Annotated in this window: 21 protein-coding genes; 14 read left to right on the plus strand and 7 right to left on the minus strand. The window is 71.0% G+C overall.

Translation table 11 applies throughout. From position 1 onward, the window contains the following. Window positions 1-20: 20 nt before the first annotated feature. The 3 genes from ACKUB9_RS10450 (at window position 21) to ACKUB9_RS10460 (ending at window position 2,269) form a co-directional block, all read left to right on the plus strand. A complete protein-coding gene (locus ACKUB9_RS10450) occupies window positions 21-1,358 on the plus strand; it encodes a DUF6005 family protein (protein ID WP_407521373.1) in 1,338 nt (445 codons plus the stop codon). A gap of 70 nt (window positions 1,359-1,428) precedes the next feature. Continuing rightward, window positions 1,429-1,707: a DUF2218 domain-containing protein gene (locus ACKUB9_RS10455; RefSeq protein WP_407521371.1), complete on the plus strand. Its 279-nt coding sequence runs from the start codon at window positions 1,429-1,431 to the stop codon at window positions 1,705-1,707. Between the two features lie 67 nt (window positions 1,708-1,774). Beyond that, the gene (locus ACKUB9_RS10460; protein ID WP_407521369.1) at window positions 1,775-2,269 is read left to right on the plus strand and encodes a GNAT family N-acetyltransferase; all 495 of its coding nucleotides are present in this window, start codon (window positions 1,775-1,777) and stop codon (window positions 2,267-2,269) included. Window positions 2,270-2,298: 29 nt separating this feature from the next. Here the strand turns inward: ACKUB9_RS10460 and ACKUB9_RS10465 are convergent, their stop codons facing one another. After that, window positions 2,299-4,323 (minus strand): putative bifunctional diguanylate cyclase/phosphodiesterase, encoded by a 2,025-nt coding sequence (locus ACKUB9_RS10465; RefSeq protein WP_407521367.1) that lies wholly within the window; start codon window positions 4,321-4,323, stop codon window positions 2,299-2,301. Window positions 4,324-4,945: 622 nt separating this feature from the next. Between ACKUB9_RS10465 and ACKUB9_RS10470 the strand changes: the two genes are divergently transcribed. The 5 genes from ACKUB9_RS10470 to ACKUB9_RS10490 are packed head-to-tail and all read left to right on the plus strand — an operon-like array spanning window position 4,946 to window position 9,870. After that, window positions 4,946-5,866: a siderophore ABC transporter substrate-binding protein gene (locus ACKUB9_RS10470; protein ID WP_407521365.1), complete on the plus strand. Its 921-nt coding sequence runs from the start codon at window positions 4,946-4,948 to the stop codon at window positions 5,864-5,866. A gap of 2 nt (window positions 5,867-5,868) precedes the next feature. Next, complete coding sequence (locus ACKUB9_RS10475; protein WP_407521363.1) at window positions 5,869-6,837, plus strand: ABC transporter permease; 969 nt, start codon at window positions 5,869-5,871, stop codon at window positions 6,835-6,837. Next, entirely contained in the window at window positions 6,830-7,789 is a 960-nt protein-coding gene (locus ACKUB9_RS10480; RefSeq protein ID WP_490390948.1) for an iron chelate uptake ABC transporter family permease subunit, read from the plus strand. Before ACKUB9_RS10475 ends, ACKUB9_RS10480 begins: the two co-directional genes overlap by 8 nt. A gap of 17 nt (window positions 7,790-7,806) precedes the next feature. Beyond that, window positions 7,807-8,565, plus strand: coding sequence for an iron ABC transporter ATP-binding protein (locus ACKUB9_RS10485; RefSeq protein ID WP_407521647.1), 759 nt, complete (start codon window positions 7,807-7,809; stop codon window positions 8,563-8,565). Window positions 8,566-8,595: 30 nt separating this feature from the next. Next, window positions 8,596-9,870, plus strand: a complete 1,275-nt coding sequence (locus tag ACKUB9_RS10490; RefSeq protein ID WP_407521361.1) for an NAD(P)/FAD-dependent oxidoreductase — start codon at window positions 8,596-8,598, stop codon at window positions 9,868-9,870. A gap of 147 nt (window positions 9,871-10,017) precedes the next feature. Here ACKUB9_RS10490 and ACKUB9_RS10495 read toward each other — a convergent pair whose 3' ends face one another. Then, window positions 10,018-10,758, minus strand: a complete 741-nt coding sequence (locus ACKUB9_RS10495; protein WP_407521359.1) for a 3-oxoacyl-ACP reductase family protein — start codon at window positions 10,756-10,758, stop codon at window positions 10,018-10,020. A gap of 82 nt (window positions 10,759-10,840) precedes the next feature. Between ACKUB9_RS10495 and ACKUB9_RS10500 the strand changes: the two genes are divergently transcribed. Both ACKUB9_RS10500 and ACKUB9_RS10505 read left to right on the plus strand, forming a co-directional pair. Next, a complete protein-coding gene (locus tag ACKUB9_RS10500; protein ID WP_407521357.1) occupies window positions 10,841-11,521 on the plus strand; it encodes a TetR/AcrR family transcriptional regulator in 681 nt (226 codons plus the stop codon). A gap of 175 nt (window positions 11,522-11,696) precedes the next feature. Beyond that, window positions 11,697-12,713 carry an LLM class flavin-dependent oxidoreductase gene (locus ACKUB9_RS10505; RefSeq protein WP_407521354.1) on the plus strand — a complete coding sequence of 339 codons (1,017 nt, stop codon included), beginning with the start codon at window positions 11,697-11,699 and terminating at the stop codon, window positions 12,711-12,713. 88 nt (window positions 12,714-12,801) lie between these two features. Here ACKUB9_RS10505 and ACKUB9_RS10510 read toward each other — a convergent pair whose 3' ends face one another. Continuing rightward, a complete protein-coding gene (locus ACKUB9_RS10510; RefSeq protein WP_407521352.1) occupies window positions 12,802-13,179 on the minus strand; it encodes a winged helix-turn-helix transcriptional regulator in 378 nt (125 codons plus the stop codon). Between the two features lie 88 nt (window positions 13,180-13,267). Here ACKUB9_RS10510 and ACKUB9_RS10515 point away from each other — a divergent pair, with 88 nt between their 5' ends. Further along, window positions 13,268-13,882, plus strand: coding sequence for an FMN-dependent NADH-azoreductase (locus ACKUB9_RS10515; protein ID WP_407521350.1), 615 nt, complete (start codon window positions 13,268-13,270; stop codon window positions 13,880-13,882). 33 nt (window positions 13,883-13,915) lie between these two features. Here the strand turns inward: ACKUB9_RS10515 and ACKUB9_RS10520 are convergent, their stop codons facing one another. Together ACKUB9_RS10520 and ACKUB9_RS10525 are read right to left on the minus strand one after the other, a co-directional pair. Continuing rightward, on the minus strand, window positions 13,916-14,794 hold the full coding sequence (locus tag ACKUB9_RS10520) for an alpha/beta hydrolase family protein (RefSeq protein WP_407521348.1): 879 nt from the start codon (window positions 14,792-14,794) through the stop codon (window positions 13,916-13,918). Between the two features lie 120 nt (window positions 14,795-14,914). Next, a complete protein-coding gene (locus tag ACKUB9_RS10525) occupies window positions 14,915-15,577 on the minus strand; it encodes a hypothetical protein (protein WP_407521346.1) in 663 nt (220 codons plus the stop codon). A 413-nt stretch (window positions 15,578-15,990) separates the two neighbouring features. Here ACKUB9_RS10525 and ACKUB9_RS10530 point away from each other — a divergent pair, with 413 nt between their 5' ends. Continuing rightward, window positions 15,991-16,329: a hypothetical protein gene (locus tag ACKUB9_RS10530; protein WP_407521344.1), complete on the plus strand. Its 339-nt coding sequence runs from the start codon at window positions 15,991-15,993 to the stop codon at window positions 16,327-16,329. Between the two features lie 130 nt (window positions 16,330-16,459). On the opposite strand, the gene ACKUB9_RS10535 is transcribed toward ACKUB9_RS10530, so the two are convergent. After that, on the minus strand, window positions 16,460-17,521 hold the full coding sequence (locus tag ACKUB9_RS10535) for a phosphatase PAP2 family protein (RefSeq protein ID WP_407521342.1): 1,062 nt from the start codon (window positions 17,519-17,521) through the stop codon (window positions 16,460-16,462). A gap of 167 nt (window positions 17,522-17,688) precedes the next feature. Further along, a complete protein-coding gene (locus tag ACKUB9_RS10540) occupies window positions 17,689-18,222 on the minus strand; it encodes a TetR/AcrR family transcriptional regulator (RefSeq protein WP_407521340.1) in 534 nt (177 codons plus the stop codon). A gap of 151 nt (window positions 18,223-18,373) precedes the next feature. On the opposite strand from ACKUB9_RS10540, the gene ACKUB9_RS10545 reads away from it, so the two are divergent. Further along, window positions 18,374-19,558, plus strand: a complete 1,185-nt coding sequence (locus ACKUB9_RS10545) for an efflux RND transporter periplasmic adaptor subunit (RefSeq protein ID WP_407521337.1) — start codon at window positions 18,374-18,376, stop codon at window positions 19,556-19,558. Window positions 19,559-19,582: 24 nt separating this feature from the next. Further along, on the plus strand, window positions 19,583-22,750 hold the full coding sequence (locus ACKUB9_RS10550; protein WP_407521335.1) for a multidrug efflux RND transporter permease subunit: 3,168 nt from the start codon (window positions 19,583-19,585) through the stop codon (window positions 22,748-22,750). Window positions 22,751-22,769 lie beyond the last annotated feature (19 nt).

A 22,769-nucleotide genomic window follows, 5' to 3' on the forward strand; every position in this document is an offset into this window, starting at 1 on the left:
ATCCGGGCATGAACCCAGGGATGAACGGGGACGCCGTCGTCGCGGCCATCGGCAAAGTCCTGCGCGAGGAGATGCATCATCCCCATCTCGACCTGTTCGGGCCGCAGGCGCGGCTGAACGAGGATCTCTACCTCGACTCGGTGCAGGTGCTGCAGCTCCTCCTGTCGCTCGAGATGAATCTCGGGCTGTCGATCTCCGAGGAGGCGATCAGCCGCCAGGACGTGTCCACCGTCGCCGACCTCGCCGGGCTGCTCGCGCGCGTGCCGCCCGCGCCGGGTACGCCCGCCGCCCCGGCGCCGGCGGAGACCGGGAGCGAGCCCGGGCTGCCGTCGGACGGCGTCCACGGCGAACTTCCGTACGATCTGAAGATCCACTGCTTCGTCAGCTGCGTCTGCGACGGGCTGAAGGCGCGCCGCATCGACCACCGCCCGTTCTACTTCCTGATCTGGGACGCCGAGTTCGCGATCACCGACGCGGTCCGCCTCGCCTACCACTCGGACGCGATGGACCACGAGTCCTTCCGCTACTGGTTCGAGCGGCTCTACGGCGTGCCGCTCCTCCCCTGGTACGATCACTCCCGGTCGAAGGACGACAACGTTGCGGTCCTGCTCGACATCCTGGAGCAGCGCGCGCCGGACGAGTGCGTGATGGTGATGCTGGACATGTTCCACCTGCCGGAGCGGGAGAACAAGTTCAACCAGAACCCCTTCCCGCACTACCTGATGGTGGCGCTCACCGAGGACCCCGCCCTCTGGCAGGTGCGCGATCCCGATTTCCGCTGGGAGGGCGTGATCGAGCGCGACCGGCTCCTGAACGCCATTCGCCAGCCGAGCGTCGCGGGCGGCTACCGGTTCGATCCCTCGCGCGCCCGCCCGCCGGAGGATGCGGACCTCGCGGCCTTCTTCGAGGCCTGCTTCATCCCCGAGACCAACCCGCTGATCGATGCCGCCCGCGCCATCGTCTCGGCCCATGCGGAGGGGCGCGGCGGGCTCCGGCTCGCCGATGTCGGCGAGGCCCTGCGCGAATTGCCGGTGATCACCATCCGCAAATGGGCCTACGAGCACGGCTTCGCCTTCTTCTGGCGCGCCCTGTACTGGCCGGACAGCGAGTTCCAGCGGATCTGCGACGAGATCGAGGCCCTGGTGAACGGCCTCACGGCCCTGCATTACGGCGTGCTCAAGCTCGCCCGGACGGAGGACCCGGAGCAGGTCGCGCAGGTCGTGGCCAAGCTCGACGAACTCGACGCGCGCGAGACCGCGATCAAGCGCCAGCTCGCCGCCGCCTACGCGGCGTGGCGGGCGACGCGCCCGGGCCTGGAGCCGGCGGCCTCCCCGCGCGAGCGGCTTCTTCCCGCGTGACGCGCGCGACCCATCGGCGGAGACGGGCGGACCTCCGGCCGGCCCACTTCATCCCAACAGGACGCATCCCATGATCCACTCCCGCTCCATCGTCAGTACGGCCCATGCGAGCCGCTACCTGCAGCAGCTCTGCAAGCACTGGTCGCACAAGTTCGAGACCGAGTTCGACCCGACGAGCGCCCGGATCGCGCTGCCCCTCGGCGAAGCGCGGCTCGCCGCCGATGCGGACGCCCTGACGATCGACCTCGCCGTCGACGACGCCGCCAAGCTGCCCGACTTCCGCGCCGTCGTCGTGCGCCACATCGAGCGCTTCGCGTTCCGCGAAACGCTCACCTTCGAGTGGACGTGAGCGCGCTCCTGGGGCCGGCCGGGGCCGGTCGGACCTGCCCGCCGTGACGAGACCAGCGGAGACCAACATGGATGTGCGCGTACGGGCCATGCGCGAGGCGGATGCGCCCGACATCTACGAGATCTACAACCAGCCCGCCTTCCGCTTCGGGACGCTCGCGCTGCCCTACGAGTCGTTCGAGGCGGTCAAGGCCTGGGCGAGCCCGCGCTCGCCGCGGGACCTGCACCTCGTGGCGGAGGCGGACGGGCGGGTGATCGGGGCGGCGGCCCTGCGGCCGTTCTACGGCCGGCGCGCGCACGCGGCCGAGTTCTGGATCGGCGTGCACGAGGAGTGCGCGGGGCGCGGCATCGGCTCCCGGCTCCTCGCCGCGATCATCGACACCGCAGACAACTGGCTCAACGTCACCCGGATCGAGATGACCGTGTTCGTCGACAACACTCGGGCGATCGCCTTGTACGAGAAGTTCGGGTTCGCGATCGAAGGCACGCTGCGGGCCGCGAGCTTCCGGAACGGCGCATTCGCGGACGTCCACTGCATGGCCCGGTTGCGGCCCACGCGCTGAGCACCTCGCGGGAAGCCCCCGGCCGGCCTTCATTCGGCCGCGGCGAGCCGCCCGGGAGCCGAGACCCCCGGGGCCGGTTCGTCGCCCAAGGCCGGCTCGACGGCGTTCCGGGCGATCCAGAACAGCGCCTGGGTCGGCGGAAGGGCGGGCGCGTAGCGGTAGCCCTGCAGCACGGGGCAGCCGAGCTGCCGCAGGATCGCGGCCTGCGCCGCCGTCTCGACGCCCTCCGCGACGGTCCTGACCCCGAGCGAGCGGGCGAAGGCCAGGATGGCCTGGATCATGGCCCGGTCCCGCTCCCCCGTGGCGAGGCCGGAGACGAAGGCCCTGTCGATCTTGAGGCCGTCGAAGTCGATGCCGCGCAGGGCCTCCAGGGAGGCGTAGGCCATGCCGAAATCATCGATGACGATCGCGACGCCCGAGGCCCGCAGCGCGGCGATCTCCGCACCGACCCGCTCGGCCCCGTAAGGCACCTGCTCGGTGATCTCGACCTCCAGCCGCCGTCCCTCGACGCCGTGGGCCGCGAGTTCGTCGGCGACCATCCTGGGGACTAGGTCGATGCCGAAGGCCTCCGGCGAGACGTTGACGGCGATCACGACGTCGTCGCGGCCCGCGGCATCCAGCCGGACGGCCATGCGGCACGCCTCACGGACGACGTGGCGGGTCAGCGCGGGCGTCAGGCCCGCGGCGGCGGCGGCCCTGACCGCCTCCGGGGGCGGAACAGGGCCGAACGCGGGGTGGGTCCAGCGCAGCAGGGCTTCGAGACCGCAGGTCCGGCCCGTCGGGGCGTCCACCTGGGGCTGGAACCAGACCTCCACCGATCCGCTCTCCAGGGCGCGCGCGAGGTCGGACCCGAGCGCGCGCGCCCCTCTCCCGCCCGCGGACCCGCCCTGGGACGGATGCCGCAGCGCCTCGCCGAAGGCGCACCACCGCCCGCGCCCGCCGGATTTCGACGCGTAGAGCGCGAGGTCGGCCGCCGCCTGCAAGTCCTGCGCAGTGGCGGCATCGCGGGGAAAGCGGGCGATCCCGACGCTGGCTCCGGCCTCCATGAACCGTTCTTCGAGGACGAACGGCGCGCAGAGGCTCCGGACGATCCGCTCGGCCGCGAGCTCGTCCGCCTCACCGATCCGGTCGCGGAAGAGCAGGGCGGCGAACTCGTCGCCGCCCAGGCGGGCGATCACCTCGTCCGGCCCCAGGACGGCCGTGAGCCGGCGCGCCACCTCGGCCAGCACGGCATCGCCGGCGGCGTGCCCGTAGGTGTCGTTGATGCCCTTGAAGCCGTCGAGGTCGATCAGCAGGAGCGACACCTCGCCCTCGCCGCTGCCGGCCCGCGCCATCCGCTCCGCCAAGCGCGTCCGGTAGGCCGCGCGGTTGAAGAGGCCGGTGAGGGGATCGTGGCTGGCGGCGTGCTCGAGCCGCTGCATCGCCTGGGTGGCCGCGACGTTGGCCTGTCTCAGGGAGTCGGCCAAGTGGGCCGCCTCGTGGCGCAGGCGCGCCGCCGTGACGTAGTCCCGCTCGGCCCGCGTGGACGCGCGCACCATGAGCAATGTCAGCAGCAGCAGGTTGACGCCGATGATCTGGGACTGAACCGTTTCCCCCGCCAGCAGGGTCAGGATGAGGATGACGCTGTTCGGCAGGACGAAGGCGAGCGTCGTCTGCCGGTCGGCCGTGCTCTGGATGACCGATCCCGCGTTGATCCCGCAGAAGGTCAGCCCGACCGCGAGGTTGTAGGCGTGGCCTGCCTGCGCGGCCAGGACCAGGATCATGGCCCAGCACAGGCCGGACACCAGCGCGCCCGCTCGGCTCAGCGTCAGCACCAGCGACGGCGAAAGTTCGGTCAGGCCCCGGCGCCGCACCGTCCAGACGCCCCACAGGCGTCCGAGGTTGACGGCCGCGTTGAGGGTGACGAAGCAGAGCAGGGAGGCGGGCTGCACGTCGCCCCACATCGTCACGGTGAACGACACCGAGACGAAGGTGTTGGAGGCGAGCGTGAGCGGCAGGACGCGCAGCAGCGCATCGACCCGGTCCCGGTCGACGAGGCGGTCGATGCTGTCCAAATGTCTTGCCAATCGTCTCGGCATCACGTGCGCAACCTCCGGTTGCATGTCCGGCGGGTGATTTTCCTCTGCGTCATCAGACAGACTTGATCTTAAGAATCTGCTGCAGCGAGCGCTGAAAGCGCCCGATCGCTGGCTTCCATGCCGTTGGACAGCGAACATCCTCGTGCAGGCCGCGCGGTCGGAATCATGGGAAATCCTGAGCAGACCTTGAGAGGGCTCCGGCCGGTTTCGCGACGAAAACTGTCAACGAACCGACTGAATTCAGGGAACCAAGCGTTAGCCTAGCTGTGCAAGGCGGCTTGAGATCGGCGCCATGGCGGGGTGGCCGGATACACGCCTCGCCCTCGCCGCTCCCTCGACGATGCGAGGGTGAACGGAACCGCGAGACGCTGCCCCTCCCCTCCGGGTCCGTGCTCGGCCGCGACCGACCTTTTCGGACGCCGTTGTCCAGGCAGCGAGGCCCCTGGCGTAGGTGAAATACGAATAATTCCAATCTGAAATCGTCCGACGTTGTCAAGCCGGGACGTTACCCTTAGATGTCGCGACCGATTTTACTTAAGGGCCCTGCATGCCGTTCATCACGTGGTTGTCTCGCCGCATCGCTGCCGGTGCCCGCGCCGTGGGCGGCCCTGTCCTGCACGGGGCCGCCGCGGCGGTTCTCGCGGCAATCCTCGCGACCGCGCCGGCCGGGGCGGCGGAGATCGCGGTGCAGCACACGAGGGGCCAGACCGTCCTGGCGGGTGTTCCCAAGAAGGTCGTGGTGTTCGATCTCGGCGCCCTCGACACGCTCGACGCGCTCGGCGTGCCGGTCCTCGGGGTCGCGGGCGGGGCGAAGCCCCCCTATCTCGTCCGCTACAACGGCCCCCCCTACCGCAAGATGGGGACGCTGTGGGAGCCGGATTACGAGGCCATCAACGAGGCCGATCCCGACCTGATCATCGTCGGCGGCCGCTCGGGCCCCCGCTACGACGCGCTGGCCAGGATGGCGCCGACCATCGACCTCTCGACCGACGCCGCCGACATGCTCGGCGGCGAGCTGCGCAACATCCGGACGCTCGCCCGCATCTTCGGCAAGGAGGCGGAGGCGGACAGCCGGATCGCCCGGCTCCAGGCTGCGATCGCGGCGGTGCGTGCCAAGGCCGGGCAGGCCGGCACGGCCCTGTTCGTCCTCTCCACGGGAGGCCGCCTGAGCGCGTTCGGGCAGGGTTCCCGCTTCGACCTGCTCTACAGCGCCTTCGGCTTCCGGCCCGTGACGGCCGATCTCAGCGCCGGCGTGCACGGCCAGCCGATCTCGTTCGAGTTCATCGGCAAGGCCAATCCCGACTGGCTCTTCGTGCTCGACCGGGATGCCGCGATCGGCGTCCAGGCCCAGGCGGCGCGCCAGCTCCTCGACAACGAGCTCGTGCGGCAGACGACGGCCTGGCGCAAGGGGCAGGTCGTGTACGTCGACGCGGCCGCCTGGTACCTCGCCGCCGGGGGCCTGACGGCGCTCCAGACGACCGTCGATCAGATCGCGGCGGCCCTCGACGGCGCGCGCTGAGGATGGTCGGTCCTCCCGCCCGGGGCGGCGCCCGCCGCCTCGCCGGCCTCGTCCTGCCGGGGGCGGTCCTCCTGGCCCTGGCCGTGGCCAGCCTCGTCGTCGGCGTCGGCGACCTCACCGGCCAGGGCACCGAGCTGCTCCTGGCGAGCCGGATCCCGCGCACGCTCGCCCTCATCCTCGCCGGCGCCGGCATGGCGGTCGCCGGAATCATCATGCAGCTCATCGCGCAGAACCGCTTCGTCGAGCCCTCGACGGCGGGCACGGTGGAATCGGCCACGCTCGGCATGCTGCTCGTCACGCTGCTCGCGCCCGGCGCGCCGGTCGTCGTGAAGATGCTGGCTGCCACCGCGACCGCGCTCGCCGGGACCGCCCTCTTCCTGCGCGTGCTGCGCGCCATGCCGCTGCGCGCGCGGCTGACGGTGCCGCTGGTCGGGATCATGCTGGGCGGCGTGGTGGAGGCGGCCTCGACCTTCATCGCCTACCGCACCGACATGCTGCAGTTCCTCGGCACGTGGCGGGCGGGCGATTTCTCGACCGTGCTGCGCGGACGCTACGAGCTGCTGTGGCTCGCCGCCGCCCTGACCCTCCTCGCCTACCTGATGGCCGAGCGCTTCACCATCGCCGGCCTCGGCCGGGACGCCTCGGTCAATCTCGGGCTCGATTACCGGCGCGTCGTCGCCCTGGCGATCGCCATCGTCTCGATGATCACCGCCGTCACGATCTCGACGGTCGGCACCATCCCGTTCCTCGGGCTCGTGGTGCCCAACCTCGTCACCCTGGTGGCGGGCGACAACCTGCGCCGAACCCTGCCGCTGGTGGCGGTCTCGGGCGCGGGGCTCCTTCTCGCCTGCGACGTGCTCGGCCGGCTGGTCCGCTACCCCTACGAGATCCCGGTGGGCACCACGATGGGGGTCGTCGGCAGCGCGCTCTTCCTCACCCTCCTGCTGCGCCGGGACGCCCGGCGTGCATAGGGCGCTCGCGCGGACCGGACCCGGCTGGGTGCTGGTCCTCCTCGCGGTCGCCGCGGTCGCCGTCGTGGTCGCCTTCATGACGATCGGCGCCAACGGCCGCTGGGGCTTCGTGCTGCCGTTCCGCGGGGCCAAGGTCGCCTCGATGCTGCTCGTCGGCTGCGCCGTCGCGACCGCGACCGTGCTGTTTCAGACCGTGACGGGCAACCGCATCCTGACGCCCGCCATCATGGGCTTCGACGAGCTCTACCGCCTGATCCAGACCGGCCTCGTCGTCGCGATCGGGACGGGCGGCTTCGGCGATCCGCGGCTGCGCTTCCTCGCCGAGACGGGCGCGATGGTGCTGTTCGCGCTCCTCCTCTACCGTTGGCTGCTGAACCGGAGCGAGCGCAGCCTGCATCTGCTGCTGCTGGTCGGCGTGGTGTGCGGGGTCCTGTTTCGCAGCCTGTCGCAGTTCCTGCAGCGGATGATCGACCCCAACCAGTTCGTCGTGCTGCAGAGCAGCTTCTTCGCCAATTTCAACACCGTCCATCCGGAGCTGCTGGCGCTCGCGGCCCTCTTCGTGCTGGCCGCCTGCGTCGGGGTCTGGCGGCTCCTGCCGCAGCTCGACGTCCTGCTGCTCGGCCGCGACAGCGCGATCGCGCTGGGGGTCGACCACCGGCGGACCATGACGCTGGTGCTGATCCTCGTCGCGGTGCTCGTCTCGGTCTCGACCGCGCTCGTCGGGCCGGTGACCTTCCTCGGCCTGCTCGTCGCCAACCTCGCCTACCGGGCGATGCCGACCTACCGCCACGCCGTCGTGCTGCCCGCCGCGGCGCTGATCACCGCGGTGACGCTGGTGGGCGGCCAGCTCGTGCTGGAGCGGGTGTTCGCGCTCAACGCCGCCCTGTCGATCGTGATCGAGTTCCTGGGCGGCATCACCCTCCTGATCCTCCTCGCCCGCCGCGCCCGCTGATGTCCGAGACCCGCCCGATGATCGAGGTGCAGAACCTCACGCGCCGCTACGGCGAGACCGTGGTGGTGGACGGCGTCTCCTTGCGCCTGCCGGAGCGCGCCTTCGTCTCGGTGATCGGCGCGAACGGGGCCGGCAAGTCGACCTTCCTGTCGATGGTCAGCCGGCTCCTGCCGATGAGCGCCGGCCGGGCCTTCGTCGACGGGCTCGACGTCGCCGCGACCCCGGGAGATATCTTGGCGCGGCGGCTCGGCATCCTGCGGCAGGAGAACAGCGTCACGGCCCGGGTGACGATCCGGGACCTCGTCGCCTTCGGGCGCTATCCGCATTCCAAGGGCCGCCTGAAACCCGCCGACCACGCCCACATCGCCGATGCCCTGGCGTTCCTCGATCTCGAACCGCTGGCCGACCGCTTCCTCGACGAGGTGTCGGGCGGGCAGCGCCAGCGCGCCTACATCGCCATGGTGCTGGCCCAGGACACCGACTGCATCCTCCTCGACGAGCCCCTGAACAACCTCGACATGCGCCACGCGGCCGCCATGATGGGGCTCCTGCGCCGCGCCGTGGACGAGCGCGGCCGCACCATCGTGGCGGTGCTCCACGACATCAACTTCGCCTCCTGCTACTCGGATCAGATCGTGGCGATGCGCGACGGGAGGATCGTGGCGATCGGCCCGCCGGACGAGATCGTGACCTCCGAGGTCCTGCGCGAGGTCTACGGGATCGACGTCGAGGTGGTGCTGGTCAGGGGCTACCGCACCGTCTTCTTCTATCGCTGATCCGAGCATCGTCCTCAGGGAAGGCTGCAGATGTCCGCACCCACAGCGCGCCATGTCGTCGTCATCGGCTCCGGCGCGGTCGGCACGGTGAGCGCCGTCGAGTGCCTGCGGGCCGGCCATCGCGTGACGGTGATCGATCCGGGCCAGCCGGGCGGCGAGCAGGCGTCGAGCTACGGCAATGCCGGCTGGCTCTCGTCGCATTCCGTCATCCCGCCCGCCGAACCGGGGATGTGGAAGAAGGTCCCGTCCTTCCTGCTCGACCCGCTCGGTCCGCTCGCGATCCGCTGGAGCTACCTGCCGAAGGTCATGCCCTGGCTGATCCGCTTCCTCATGGAAGCCCGGACCACGGCCCGGATCGAGCGGACGGCACGCGCCATGAGGACGCTGCTGGTCGACGCGCCGAAGCTCCACGCGAGCCTGGCCGCCGAGGCCGGCGTGCCGCAGCTGATCGAGCGCCGCGGTGTTTTGCACGTCTATCCCGATCGGGCGGCCTTCGAGGGCGACGCCCGGTCGTGGGCCATCCGCCGCGCGGTCGGCGTGGAATGGCTCGAACTGTCGGCGGAGGAGCTGCGGCAGCGGGAGCCCGAACTGCATCCGCGCTACACCTTCGGCCTCGTGGTCGAGGAGGCGGGGCATTGCCGCGATCCCGGATCCTACGTCGCCGCCCTTTCCCGGCTGGCCTGCGAGCGGGGGGCGACCTACGTCCGGACCCGCGCGACGGGCTTTCGTCACGAAGGGGGACGCCTCGTCGCCGTCACGACGGAACAGGGGGAGATCGCCTGCGACCGCGCCGTCGTCGCGGCCGGCGCCCGGTCCAGGACCCTGACCGCCGCGCTCGGCGATCCTCTCCCCCTGGAGAGCGAGCGCGGCTACCACGTGATGCTCACCGATCCCGAGACGGGTCCGCGCACGCCCGTGATGGCGTCGGACGCCAAGATGATCGTCAATTTCATGAATGGCGGGCTGCGCGCCGCCGGTCAGGTCGAGTTCGCGGGTCTGGCGGCGGCGCCCAACTGGAAGCGCGCCGACATCCTGCGCGAGCACCTGATCTCGATGTTTCCCAGGCTGGCCGGGACCGTGAGCGCGGACCGCCTGCGCGTGTGGCTCGGGCATCGTCCGAGCATGCCGGACGGGCGCCCCTGCATCGGGCCGGCGCGCAAGACCACCGATGTGATCTACGCCTTCGGGCACGGCCATGTCGGCCTCGTCGGCTCGGCGCGGACCGGCCGCCTCGTCGCGCAACTCGTCAGCGGGCAGGCGCCCGAGATCCCGCTCGCGCCGTTCGATCCGCGGCGCTTCCTCTGAGCATCGCCGAAGCGGTCGCCGGTCGGGCGGCGAAAACGATGCGAAACCAGGAGGCTCAGCGGAATTGCCCTATGCCGTTCCGCTGCGCGCCCGGCCGCCGCTCCGTCGCGGCACGGAGCGGCGTCGCGGGCGATCCGGCCCGTCGCGTCAGGCGTTGGCGCCCCCGTCCACCGTGAGGGTGGTTCCGGTGATCTGGCGCGCCGCGGGGCTGGCCAGGAACGCCACCGCAGCGGCGATGTCCTCGGGCTTGCCGTAATGGCCCAGGGCCGTCATCGCCCGCTGCATGTCCGCCTGCTCGCCCTGGGCCGGGTTCATGTCGGTGTCGGTCGAACCCGGCTGCACGAGGTTCACCGTGATGCCGCGGGACCCGACTTCGCGCGCCAGCCCCCGCGTGAAGGACAGCAGGGCGGATTTGGACATCGAGTAGACCGTCACGCCCGGGAACGGGACCCGCTCGCCCAGGCACGAGCCGATGGAGATGATCCGGCCGCCCTGCGGAAGATGCGGGATGGCGGCCTGCGAGGCCAGCACCACCGAGCGGACGTTCACGTCGAGAAGGGCATCGATGTCGGCGAGGCTCATCTCCGCCACCGGGCCGCCGCGGGCGATGCCGGCGTTGTTCACCAGGATGTCGAGGCCGCCGAGCGCCTCGACCGCCGCCCCGACCGAGCGTTTGACGGCCTCGGCGTCGGCGCTGTCCGCCTGGATCGCCACGGCGCGGCGGCCCTTCGCCTCGATGGCGCGCACGATCTCGGCCGCCCGTTCGGCGGAGCGCTCGTACGTGATGGCGACGTCCGCGCCCTTCTCGGCGAGCGCCAGCGCGATGGCGGCGCCGATGCCCCGGGAGGCGCCCGTCACCAGGGCGCGCTTGCCAGCGAGTTCGGTCATGGTCCGGCCTTTTCTCTAGTGATCGACACAGAAATGCCTAGGCGCGTTGCGGATCCGGGTCAAGGCATTTATATAACGATCGATGCAAAAATCCTCGCCAGCACGATCCTCCTGCCTGCCGCCGGCCCGCGGCCGCGGCCGGCCGCGCGGGTTCGACCGTGAGGCCGCCCTGGCCCAGGCGATGCTCCTGTTCTGGCGCAAGGGCTTCGCGGCGACCTCGATCGCCGACCTGACGCAGGCCATGGGGATCGGCTCGCCGAGCCTCTACGCGGCCTTCGGCTCGAAGGAGGCGCTCTACGCCGAAGCGCTCCGGTACTACGGCGAGCGGTACGAGGCCTCCGTCTGGGCGAATTTCACGGCGGCGCGGACGGCTCGCGCGGCCGTCGAGGCGCTCCTGATGGACTCGGCCGCCGCCCTGCCGAACGGCTGCGGACGCGAGGAGCCCCTCGGCTGCATGGTCACGCTCTCGGCCGCCGGCAGCGAAGGGCACGCCGAACTCGGCGCGATCGTGTGTGCCGCCCGCGCGCGCGGGCTGGAGCGTGTCGCGGCCCGCCTCGACCGCGCGGTGGCCGAGGGTGAGATCGGCGCCTCGCTCGACGTGGCCGCGCTCGCCCGCTTCGTGATGACGGTGCAGAACGGCATGTCGCTCCAGGCCCGGGACGGCGCGAGCCGGGCCGAGCTGGAGGCCGTCGCCCGTCAGGCGATGCTGGGATGGGACGCGGGCGTCGGCGCGGCCGGTGCCGCTCCCCCGGCCCCGCCTTGACCCTCCCGCTGCGGTGCCGAGCGGCCTGCGGTCACACGGCGACGGCGGTCGATCGGACCGGCGGATCCTCGGCCCGGGCGCGGCACCGCAGCCGTCCGCCCCTCCCCGATCGTCGCGCTCCGCGCTCCGCGCGCCGCCGATCGCCTGCACTCCGCACGGACACACGGATGACGAGATGAAGAAGATCGGATTTCTGTCCTTCGGGCACTGGTCGCCGACGTCGCGGTCGGAGACGCGCTCGGCGCGCGACACCCTGCTGCAGTCGATCGACCTCGCGGTCGCCGCCGAGGAACTCGGTGCGGACGGCGCCTATTTCCGGGTCCATCATTTCGCACGCCAGCTCGCCTCGCCCTTCCCGCTGCTCGCCGCGATCGGGGCCAGGACCAAGCGCATCGAGATCGGCACTGGCGTCATCGACATGCGCTACGAGAACCCGTTCTACATGGTCGAGGATGCCGGCGCGGCGGATCTGATCGCGGGCGGGCGCCTCCAGCTCGGCCTCAGCCGCGGCTCGCCCGAGCAGGTCATCGATGGCTGGCGGCACTTCGGCTACGCCCCGGCCGAGGGCGAGAGCGATGCCGATATGGGGCGCCGGCACGCCGAGACCTTTCTCGCCCTGCTGAAGGGAGACGGCTTCGCGCAGCCCCATCCGCGGCCGATGTTTCCCAACCCGCCGGGGCTGCTGCGCCTCGAACCGCATGCCGAGGGCCTGCGCGAGCGGATCTGGTGGGGATCGGCGTCGGACGCCACCGCGGTGTGGGCGGCCCGGCAGGGCATGAACCTGCAGAGCTCGACGCTCAAGGCGGACGAGACGGGTGAGCCGTTCCACGTCCAGCAGGCCAAGCAGATCCGCCGCTACCGCCAGGCCTGGCGGGAGGCCGGGCACGCCCGGACGCCGCGCGTCTCGGTCTCCCGCTCGATCATCGCCCTCGTGAACGATCGCGACCGCGCGTATTTCGGGGGCGACGAGAGCCGCGATCAGGTCGGCATCATCGACAGCATGCGGGCGGTCTTCGGCCGCTCCTACGCCGCGGAGCCGGAGCGCCTGATCGAGGAGCTGAGGGCCGACGAGGCCGTCGCGGAGGCCGACACCCTTCTCCTGACGGTGCCGAACCAGCTGGGCGTGGCCTACAACGCCCACGTCATCGAGAGCATCCTGACGCAGGTCGCCCCGGCGCTCGGCTGGCGGTGATCCCGTCCGTCGCCTCGCGGGCAGCTCGGTCGGACGCGGCGCGCGCTGCGCCGGTCCTAGGCGCGCTGCGCCGGTCGGGGGCGCGGCCTCAAGGCTCCGCGCCGCCGTCGTACCGCGCCTGCGCCGCGTCGATGTGGCCCAGATGCTGGAAGGCCCAGGCCCCGAGCGCCTGGACCGGCTCGGCCAGCGAGTGGCCGAGGTCCGTCAGCGCGTAGTCGACGCGCGGCGGGATGGACGGCGTCACCGTCCGGCTCACCAAGCCGTCGCGCTCCAGGTTTCTCAAGGTCAGGGTCAACATCCGCTGCGAGATATTGCCGATGCCACGCTTCAATTCGTTGAAGCGCTGGGGCTGTCGCCGCAGGAGCATGATGACGAGCACGCTCCACTTGTCGCCGATGCGCGACAGCACGCGAGACACTTTCGCGCAATCGGACCCGTGATCGAGAACCGGCTCAGTCACATCCATGTAACCTCGGTATCATTGCTGTGCGTTCTTGCGCGGCGGGGAGCTCACAATATCCTATCCCGGTCACAAAGGGGAACCGGGTTACGCTATGAAACTCCTCCACATCGATGCCAGCATCCTCGGCGCCGGGTCGGTCTCGCGCGAATTGTCGAAGCTGGTCGTCCAGCGGCTCACCGCGGGCACGCAGGCCGTGGTGATCTACCGCGACCTCGTCGCCGAGAACCTGCCGCACCTGACGGTGGCGAGCCTGCCGAGCGCGCACCCCGCCTCGGCCCTGGCGGGCCCGCTGAGTGCGGACGGCCGGGAGGTCCGCGACGCCAGCGACCGGATGCTCGACGAGTTCATCGCCGCCGATACGGTGGTCCTCGGGGTGCCGATGTACAACTTCACCGTCCCGTCGCAGCTGAAGGCCTGGATCGACCGCTTGGCGGTGCCCGGCAAGACCTTCCGGTACGGCGCCAACGGGCCCGAGGGGCTGATGGCCGGCAAGCGCGTGGTGGTGGCCCTGGCCCGCGGCGGGTTCTACGGCCCGGCGACGGCCGCCGCCTCGGCCGAGCACGCCGAGAGCTACCTGCGGGCCGTGCTCGGCTTCCTCGGCATCACGCCCGAATTCGTGCTGGCCGAGGGACTGGCGACCGGTGAGCACACCAAGGCGCAGGCCCTCGCGGCGGCCCGCGACGCCGTCGCGCAGATCGCGGCCTGAGGCTCGGGCCGCCCGGAGCGCGTCGGGTCCCGCTTACCGGGCCTCCAGGGCGGCCTCGATCAGGCCGCGCACCTCCTCCCAGGCCGGGGTCGAGGGCGTGACGAGGTCGAAGTGGCCCGCATCCGGGACGGTGACGAGCCGCAGCGCGACGCCGGATCGCCCGCGCAGGGCGCGGGCGTAGTCGTGGGCGACCCACGGCGGCACCAGCCGGTCGAGCACGCCGCTCACCATGACGATGGACCCGGCCGCGGGCGTGAGGGCGGCGGGCGAGACCTCCGGGAGCCTGTCGGCCGGGATCAAGCCTTCGAGAACGCCCGGGCCGCAGAGGACCGGCACGAGGCGGGCGAACGAGCCGAGGTCGCCCACGCCGCCCAGGCTGATGACCGCGCGCGGCGCGACGCGCGGGGCCGCCCGCAACGGACTCTCCGGCGGGAGCGAGTCGCGGGAGGCGGCCCACAGGGCGAGGTGACCGCCGGCGGAGTGGCCGACCAGCACCACGCGCGCGAGGTCGAGGCGGTGCTGCGGCGCGTCCGCGGCCAGCCGGTCGAGCGCGGCGCCGATGTCGCGGTAGGTGCCCGGATAGCCGCCGCCCGCCTCGTTGGCGCGGCGGTAGCCGATGCTCCACACGGCGATGCCGCGCCGCGTCAGCTCTGGTCCGAGATGGCGCATCTGCTCGCGCCCGGCGGTGGCGGCGCTCCAGCAGCCGCCATGGATGAGGACGGCGACCGGATGCGGCCCCGGTCCGGCGGGCAGGAAGACGTCGACGCCCTGCGAGGGCGCCTCGCCGTAGGCGACCTGCAGGGCGGGTTCGGGCCGCGGCAGGTCGCGGAAGGTCGACAGCGCCACCGGGTCGGCGAGCGCGGGGCCGATCGCCAGCGCGGCCAGGAGCGTGACGGATGCGCGTCGCCTCATGCCAACCTCCTTGTTGCATAGGCCGCGGGAGGACTGCGTCGCGGAGGGGGATACGCTCCGGCCGACCTCCCGGCGACCCGACCGCCTCATCCCGGAGCGGAGTGGCCGGTCCGCCGATCCCTATTCCGATTCGCTGGGCTTGTCGGAGTAGATCTGAAAAGACTGGTGATCCCCGGCGATACCGTACTCGAGGATGTAGTCGGGCAGCTTCACGGCATCGACGCCCGAGCGGATCGTGCCCCTCTTCGACCCGCGCTGCGCCATCGCCTGGGCGCCGTCACGAAGGGCCGTGATCAACGATTCGATATCCGAGCCGGACAAATTCGGCTTCAGGCTGCCGATCGAGATGGCGATCACCTTGATGAATCTGTCGACATCGGCGGGATCCTGGCTGTTGAGGTGAACATCCACCCTGGCCAGCGCCGTCTCGTCGGCGCAGATGATCATGTAATCGATGCGTCTGAAGGCGCTCACCGAGAAGGCGTCATCGAAGTATTTTTGTCGTATGAACTGAAGTGTGGGCAGGTTGGCTTTGTAGGTGGCTCTGCGCGAATTGAGTTGGCTCTTGTAGTGGGTGCACGAGACGAATCCGTCTCTCGCCGGCAGCGCCGTCCCGGACGCGCTGCGCTTCATCGACGGAAGGCCGACGACGGCGTGTCGCTTCAAGGGAGCGCCGACGCTGACGGCCAGCAGGATCAGCATCAGGGCCGACAGGTAGAAGATGAGCGGCCCTTCCAGGCCATCGCCCGTCGCAACGCGCTGCACCTCAACCTCCTTGTCCAAGAGATTGATCCAAGAGATTGATCCAAAAGATCGGTCCAAGAAATCGCGTCGGCCCTCCGGCGGAAGGCTCGGCTTCGAGCAAGCCGCGCGACCCCACGGGAAGCGCCGCAGATGAAAAAATACGACTTGTGCTTGTAGTGGTCGTCATTCGATCGGGTGACGTCCCTGACCCGTATGGCTCGGAACGGCTGCCGCACCATCACGATTGTCGGCCTTCGTTACCTGTTCCGACGCCGGCCGTCGTTGATGGCGAAGATCGCTGCGGATCCCAGGCGCTCAAGTCTTCACGGCGCCGTCAGGCGGCGGTAATCAAGCGAAGGCAGAGTACATCGAACGGAGGCCGGAACGGTCGCCGACGTCTCGGCGTTCCTGCACGACCTTGTGCCTCACCCGGATGAAGGCCAAACCTGCGCATGATCTTTAGCCGTCTCGTCATCGCCGGCATGGCCGCAACCACCCTCGGGATGCCTCACGCGCTCGCCTGCGAGGTGAGGGACGACGATGTCGCCAAGCTCGTGGCCGTCAACACCGAGATGATGAAGATCATCGCGACTCGCCAGGAGATGCAGGCCGACTTCATCAAGCGGATCATGGCCGATTCCGACCGGCTGAGCGCCAAGGACGTTCTCAACGATTACGTGAAAAACTTCAAATATTCCGCCGGACAGAGCTCGCCTATCGCTCAGAAGAGCTCGGACATCAACGAGGTGTCGACCAGACTGATGGATCAGTGCTTCAACAGGAAGCGCTGAGTCTCCATTCGCGCTTTCTGAATGCGCTGAATCTCACGTCTCCGCTGTATACAGGGGACGTGTGCACCCCTCGCTGCGACACGGGCGAGGAGCCCGGGGCGGTGCGAGGTGGCGCAGCCGTGGCCAGGGATCACGTCCGTTCCTTGTGCAACGAGGGCGGAGGCGTCAACGCCGAGCGGACCGCCAGCGAGGCCGGGACCGGCGAGGCAGCCGATGGGTCCCATGGTGCCGGCCGGCGCACGAGGGCGTGGCACGCCAGGAGGACGCCCGCCAGTGCCGCGCCGGCCAGCACGTCGGACAGGTAATGCCCGCCCGCGCTCAGGGTGGCGAGGATCACCAAGCCGTTCACCCCGATGATCACCGGTCCGAGGATGGGGATCGGGGCCAGCGCCCAGGCGGTGATCAGGGCGAGGCTGACGTGGAACGACGGAAACGTCACGAGGCCGCGCATGGACCCGAGATCCATCGTCCCCAGCGTGCCGTCGCGCAGGCGGGTGAGCGGGTCGAGGTGCCAGAGCGCGCCCACGGTTTCGAGCCGGTCCGGATCGGCCGGCTGAACGCCGTAGGCGAGGTAGGGCCCGAGCGCCGGCAGGAAGGCCGAGACGGCCACCGCGCAGGCCAGTGCGGCCGAGAACAGGCGCACGAACGCCCAGAGCCGGCCGATGCGGCGGGTGGCGGCGAGTACGATCACCACGAGGGCGATCTGCGGCCCGCTCGAATGGTAGGCGAGCGCGAGCGCCCGCGCGACGGCCGGATGGGCCTCCACCAGCGCCACGTGGGCGCGCCAGTCGAAGCCGAGCGCCGCCTCCGCCCGCATCAGCAGGGGGTCGGCCAGCGGGCGCCCCAGCGTGGCCGCGAGGTAGTGCAGCACGCCGAGCGACGCGGTGACGGCCATCAGGGCCGCGGAGGCGAGCGTCATGCCGCGCAGGGCGGGATGCGAGGTAGGCCGGCTCCAGAAGACCGCCCCGAACAGGAGCAGGACCACCAGCGCCGCCAGCCCTCCGAAACTCGCCGGATCGAGCGCGATGCCGGCCGCGGCAAGCCAGAGGCCGTCGACCAGCGCCACCGCGGCGGTGCCCGCCCACAGCATCGGGTGAGGCGCGGCCAGCGGGGCCGTGAGCCAGCGCAGGCCGGTGCCGATCCGGGCGGCCGACGCCGCCCCGTGCACCGCCTCGGACGATTGCTGCGTCATCACCCCGGTCTTCACCCCTGCCGCGTTGCACGCGGGCAGTATTACGCGCGAGGCCACGCTTTTGTTCTTAAGCTCGCGCCCGGCGCGGAGGACCGGCGCCCTGGGGACGTGAGCCGGGCGCACGGACCCGGCCGGGCGAGTGGCGTCTGCCGGCCCGGCCGGTTCGGTCAGAGCAGCGCGAGGATGTCGTCGAAGACGCCGTCCCACCCCGCTTGGTCCATCTCGACCAAACCGAGGCTGCGCAGGAAGAAGGCGCCCTCGGCGGCGAAGAAGGCCGTCCGCGCCCGGCGCTCGGCCGCGGAGCCGGGTTCGAGCCGTTGCAGCCACTCGGCGTACCAGTGGCGCCCCTGCTCCAAGTGCCTGGGCGATTGCAGCAGGCTCACGAGCATGCCGGCGATCTTGGTCTGGCTCGCCTCGTCGATCCGGGCCGAGGCCGTCACGTAGCCGCGCGCGCGCTCCACTTTGGTCCCGTCCGGCGGGGTGTGCCGCTCGACCTCGGCGTCGAAGGCCTTCACCCAGCGTTCGGCCATCGCGGCGATCAGGTCGTCCTTGCTGCCGAAGCAGTATTGCAGGCCGCCCTTGGTGATCCCCGCCGCCTTGGCCACGGCGTCGAAGGTCAGCGCCGTGGCGCCCTCCTCGCGCACGATCCGCTCGGCGATGTCGAGGACCTTGTCCCGGTCGATGCTCCTCGGACGGCCCATTCGGCGTTTCCCTCTTTTCAATCCATACGGATGGATTTAAATGCCCGTGACTTCGGTGACAAGCCGGGCCGCGGGAGCGGGCCCGGAGCCGCCGGATGACCAGGGACGTGCCCGGCCGACAGGTCGGGCCCTGCGAAGATGAGAACGCCTGATGTCCGCTTCGACCATCGCCTGCGCCATGACGTGGCGTGACCATCGGCGCCTGCCCCTCCTCGCGCTCCTGCTGGGCGCGGCGCTGGCCGCCTGCAAGCCCGCGGCGACCGATCCGGCCGCCACCGCGGCGGAGACGCCTCCGGTGGAGGTCTCCACCGCCACCGTCGAGGCGGCGACCGTCCCGCGCCTGTTCGACCTGCCGGGCCGCCTGACCTCGACGCGCGTGGCCGAGGTTCGGGCGCAGGTCTCCGGCATCATCCGGGAGCGCGCGTTCGAGGAGGGCAGCCTCGTGCGCAAGGACGACGTCCTCTTCCGCATCGATCCCGCCGTCTACAAGGCCGAGGTCGACGCCAGGGCGGCGGCCCTCGCCCGTGCGGAGGCGACCCGCGTGCAGGCCCTGAGGCAGTCGGAGCGCACCGAGACGCTGCTGGAGCGGCAGGCCGCCAGCACCGCCCAGCACGACATCGCCACCGCCACCCTGCGCCAGGCCGAGGCCGACGTGGCGAGCGCCAAGGCGCAGCTCGATCGCGCGCGGATCGACCTCGACTACGCCACGGTGCGCGCGCCCATCGCCGGCCGCATCGGCCGCGCCCTCGTCACCGAAGGGGCCCTCGTCGGCCAGGGCGAGGCGACGAAGCTCGCCGTCATCCAGCAGGTCGATCCGATCTACGCCGATTTCAACGCCTCCGCCTCCGACTTCAGCCTCCTGACCGACCGCGGCCACACGGAGGGGAGCGAGGTCCGGCTCGTCCACCCGGACGGCTCCCTGCATCCCGATGCCGGCACGCTGCTGTTCTCGGACGTGAGCGTCGACCCCGGCACCGGTCAGGTCAGCCTGCGCGGCGCCTTCGCGAACCCGCGCCTCTCCCTGCTGCCGGGCACCTACGTCCGCATCCGCCTCGCGCGGGGCGTGCTGCCCGGCGCCGTCATCGTGCCGGCTCAGGCCATCCAGCGCTCGAGCGCGGGCGAGGCCCAGGCCTTCGTGGTCGGCGCGGACAGAACCCTCGCGCTGCGCCCGCTGCGCACCGGGGCGCTGACGGAGGCGGGCTGGATCGTCGAGGAGGGGCTCAAGGCCGGCGAGACCGTCGTGGTCGAGGGCTTCCAGAGGATCCAGCCCGGCATGGCCGTGAGCCCGCTGCCCTGGAAGGGCGCCCGCACGGCCGCCGCCTCCCGGCAGCCCTGACCCCCTCGCGCAGGCTCGACCCGTATGACCCGCTTCTTCATCGAGCGCCCGATCTTCGCCTGGGCGATCTCCATCTTCATCATGCTGGTGGGCGCGATCTCGATCGCCTTCCTGCCGGTCTCCCAGTACCCGGACGTGGCGCCGGTCACCATCCAGGTGACGGCGACCTACCCGGGCGCACCGCCCGAGCGCCTCTACGACGGTGTCACCCGCATCATCGAGGAGGAGCTCAACGGCATCCCGGGGCTGATGTACTTCGAGTCGACCAGCGACACCGCGGGCACGACGCAGATCATGGCCTCCTTCGCGCCGGGCTCCGACCCCTCGAAGGCGACCGTGGCGGTGCAGAACAGGATCAAGCGCATCGAGGCGCGCCTGCCGCGGGCCGTGACCCAGCAGGGCGTCATCGTCGAGGAGGCGAGCACCAGCTTCCTCCAGTTCGTCATCGTCTCGTCCAGGGACGGCAGCCTGACGGACACGGATCTCGGCGACCTCGCGGCGCGCCGCATCCTCGGCGAGCTGCGGCGCGTGCCGGGCGTCGGGCGCGCGACCCTGTTCTCCTCCGAGAAGGCCCTGCGGATCTGGATCGACCCGGTCAAGCTCGTCGGCTTCGCCATGACGCCGGGCGACGTCACGGCCGCGGTCGGAGCGCAGAACGCCCAGGTGGCCTCGGGCATCGTGGGCGCGCAGCCGGCCACGCCGGGCCAGCGCATCGCCGCCAACGTGCTGGTGAAAGGGCAACTCACCACGGTGGCCGAGTTCGAGGAGATCGTGCTGCGCGCCAACCCGGACGGCTCGCTGGTGCGCCTGCGCGACGTCGCCGAGGTCGAGCTCGGGGGCCAGTCCTACGCCATGCAGACCCGCCTCGACGGGCGCCCGGCGGCCGGCATCGGCATCCAGCTCGCGCCGGGCGGCAACGCGCTCGCGGCCGCCACCGGCGTGAAGGCGAAGATCGCCCAGCTCCAGCGCACCCTGCCGGCCAACGTCGCCATCACGGTGCCGTACGACACCACGCCCTTCGTCGAGGTGTCGATCCGGAAGGTGCTGATGACGCTCGCCGAGGCGATGGCGCTGGTCTTCGCGGTCATGTTCCTGTTTCTGCAGAACATCCGCTACACGCTGATCCCGACCATCGTGGTGCCGGTGGCCCTGCTCGGCACCTGCGGCGCCCTGCTGGTGGCGGGCTTCTCGATCAACGTGCTCACCATGTTCGGCATGGTGCTGGCCATCGGCATCCTGGTCGACGACGCCATCGTGGTGGTGGAGAACGTCGAGCGCATCATGGCCGAGGAGGGCCTGTCGCCGAAGGCGGCCACCGCCAAGGCCATGGGCCAGATCACAGGCGCCATCATCGGCATCACCTCGGTGCTGGTCGCCGTGTTCGTGCCGCTGGCGTTCTTCCCCGGCTCGGTCGGCGTGATCTACCGGCAGTTCGCGGTGAGCATGGCCACCTCGATCGCCTTCTCGGCCTTCCTGGCGCTGTCGCTGACGCCCGCGCTCTGCGCCACGCTGCTGAAACCCGTCGAGGCCGGGCACGGCCACGCCAAGGGCGGCTTCTTCGGCTGGTTCAACCGCCGCTTCCAGGCCGGCACGCTGGCCTACCGGGCCGGCGTCGCCGGGATGCTGCGCCGGCCGGTGCGGGCGCTCCTCGTCTACGCGCTGCTCGTCGCGGCGCTCGGCTGGGGCTACCTGCGCATGCCGACGAGCTTCCTGCCCATCGAGGACCAGGGCTACGTCATCGTGGATGCGCAGACCCCGCCGGAATCCTCCACCGAGCGGACCCTCGACGTCGCTCAGCGGATCGAGGGCCATTTCGGGGGCGAGGCGGCGGTCGCCACGCGCGTGGTGCTGCTCGGCTACGGCTTCTCCGGCCAGGGCCAGAACGCGGCGATCGCCTTCGTCACCCTGAAGGACTGGGCGGAGCGCAGCCCGAGCGACGGCGCCGAGGCGATCAGCGCCCGGGCCAACGCGGCGCTCGGAGGCCTGCCCGACGCCATCGCCATGGCGCTGTCGCCGCCGGCCATCGAGGCGCTCGGCAATTCCAGCGGCTTCGCCTTCCGCCTGCAGGACAAGGGCCAGCAGGGCTACGCGGCGCTCGCCGCCGCGCGCGACCAGCTGCTCAAGGCGGCGAGCCAGAGCCCGGTGCTGCAGGGCGTCTACGTCGAGGGCCTGCCGACCGCGCCCCAGATCGAGCTCACCCTCGATCGCCAGAAGGCGAACGCGCTCGGCGTCACCTTCGCCGACATCAACGACGCGCTCTCCACGAGCCTCAGCTCGGCCTACGTCAACGACTTCCCGAACCAAGCGCGCATGCAGCGGGTGATCGTGCAGGCCGAGGCCGGGCGGCGCATGCGGGCCGAAGACCTGCTCGCCATCAACGTGCGCAACGCCAAGGGCCAGATGGTGCCGCTGCAATCCTTCGCGCGGGTCTCATGGACGATGGGGCCGGCGCAGGTGGTCGGGTTCAACGGCTACCCGAGCATCAAGATCTCGGGCAGCGCCGCGCCGGGCTACGCCAGCGGCGACGCCATGGCCGAGATGGAGCGCCTCGCCGGGCAGCTGCCGCCGGGCTTCGACTTCGCCTGGACCGGGCAGTCGCTGCAGGAAAAGCTCTCGGGCTCCCAGGCGGTCTATCTGCTCGCGCTGGCGCTGTTCTGCGTCTTCCTCTGCCTCGCCGCGCTCTACGAGAGCTGGTCGATCCCGCTGGCCGTGCTGCTCGTGGTGCCGACGGGCGTGGTCGGCGCGGTCTTCGCGATGCTCGCGCGCGACATGCCGAACGACGTCTACTTCAAGGTCGGCCTGATCACGGTGATCGGCCTGACGGCGAAGAACGCCATCCTGATCATCGAGGTGGCCAAGGACCTCGTGGCGCAGGGCCGCTCCGTGCGGGAGGCGGCGCTGGAGGCCTGCGAGCTGCGCTTCCGGCCCATCGTCATGACCTCGTTCGCCTTCATCCTGGGCGTGGTGCCGCTCGCCGTCGCCACGGGAGCCAGCATGAACAGCCAGCGGGCGATCGGCACGGGCGTGTTCGGCGGCATGGTCACCGCGACGGTGCTGGCCGTGTTCGTCACCCCGCTCTTCTACGTCCTGATCGCCTCGGCCCTGCGCGGAGGGCGCGCGACCGGGACGGCGGCTGCCGGAATCCCGGAGACCCCGGCGGCGACGGCGGACAGCCCGGGCGTCGCCGGGTGAGGAATCGCGGGCCGCCGCA

This window comes from Methylobacterium oryzisoli (assembly GCF_046557895.1).
Lineage (GTDB): Bacteria > Pseudomonadota > Alphaproteobacteria > Rhizobiales > Beijerinckiaceae > Methylobacterium > Methylobacterium oryzisoli.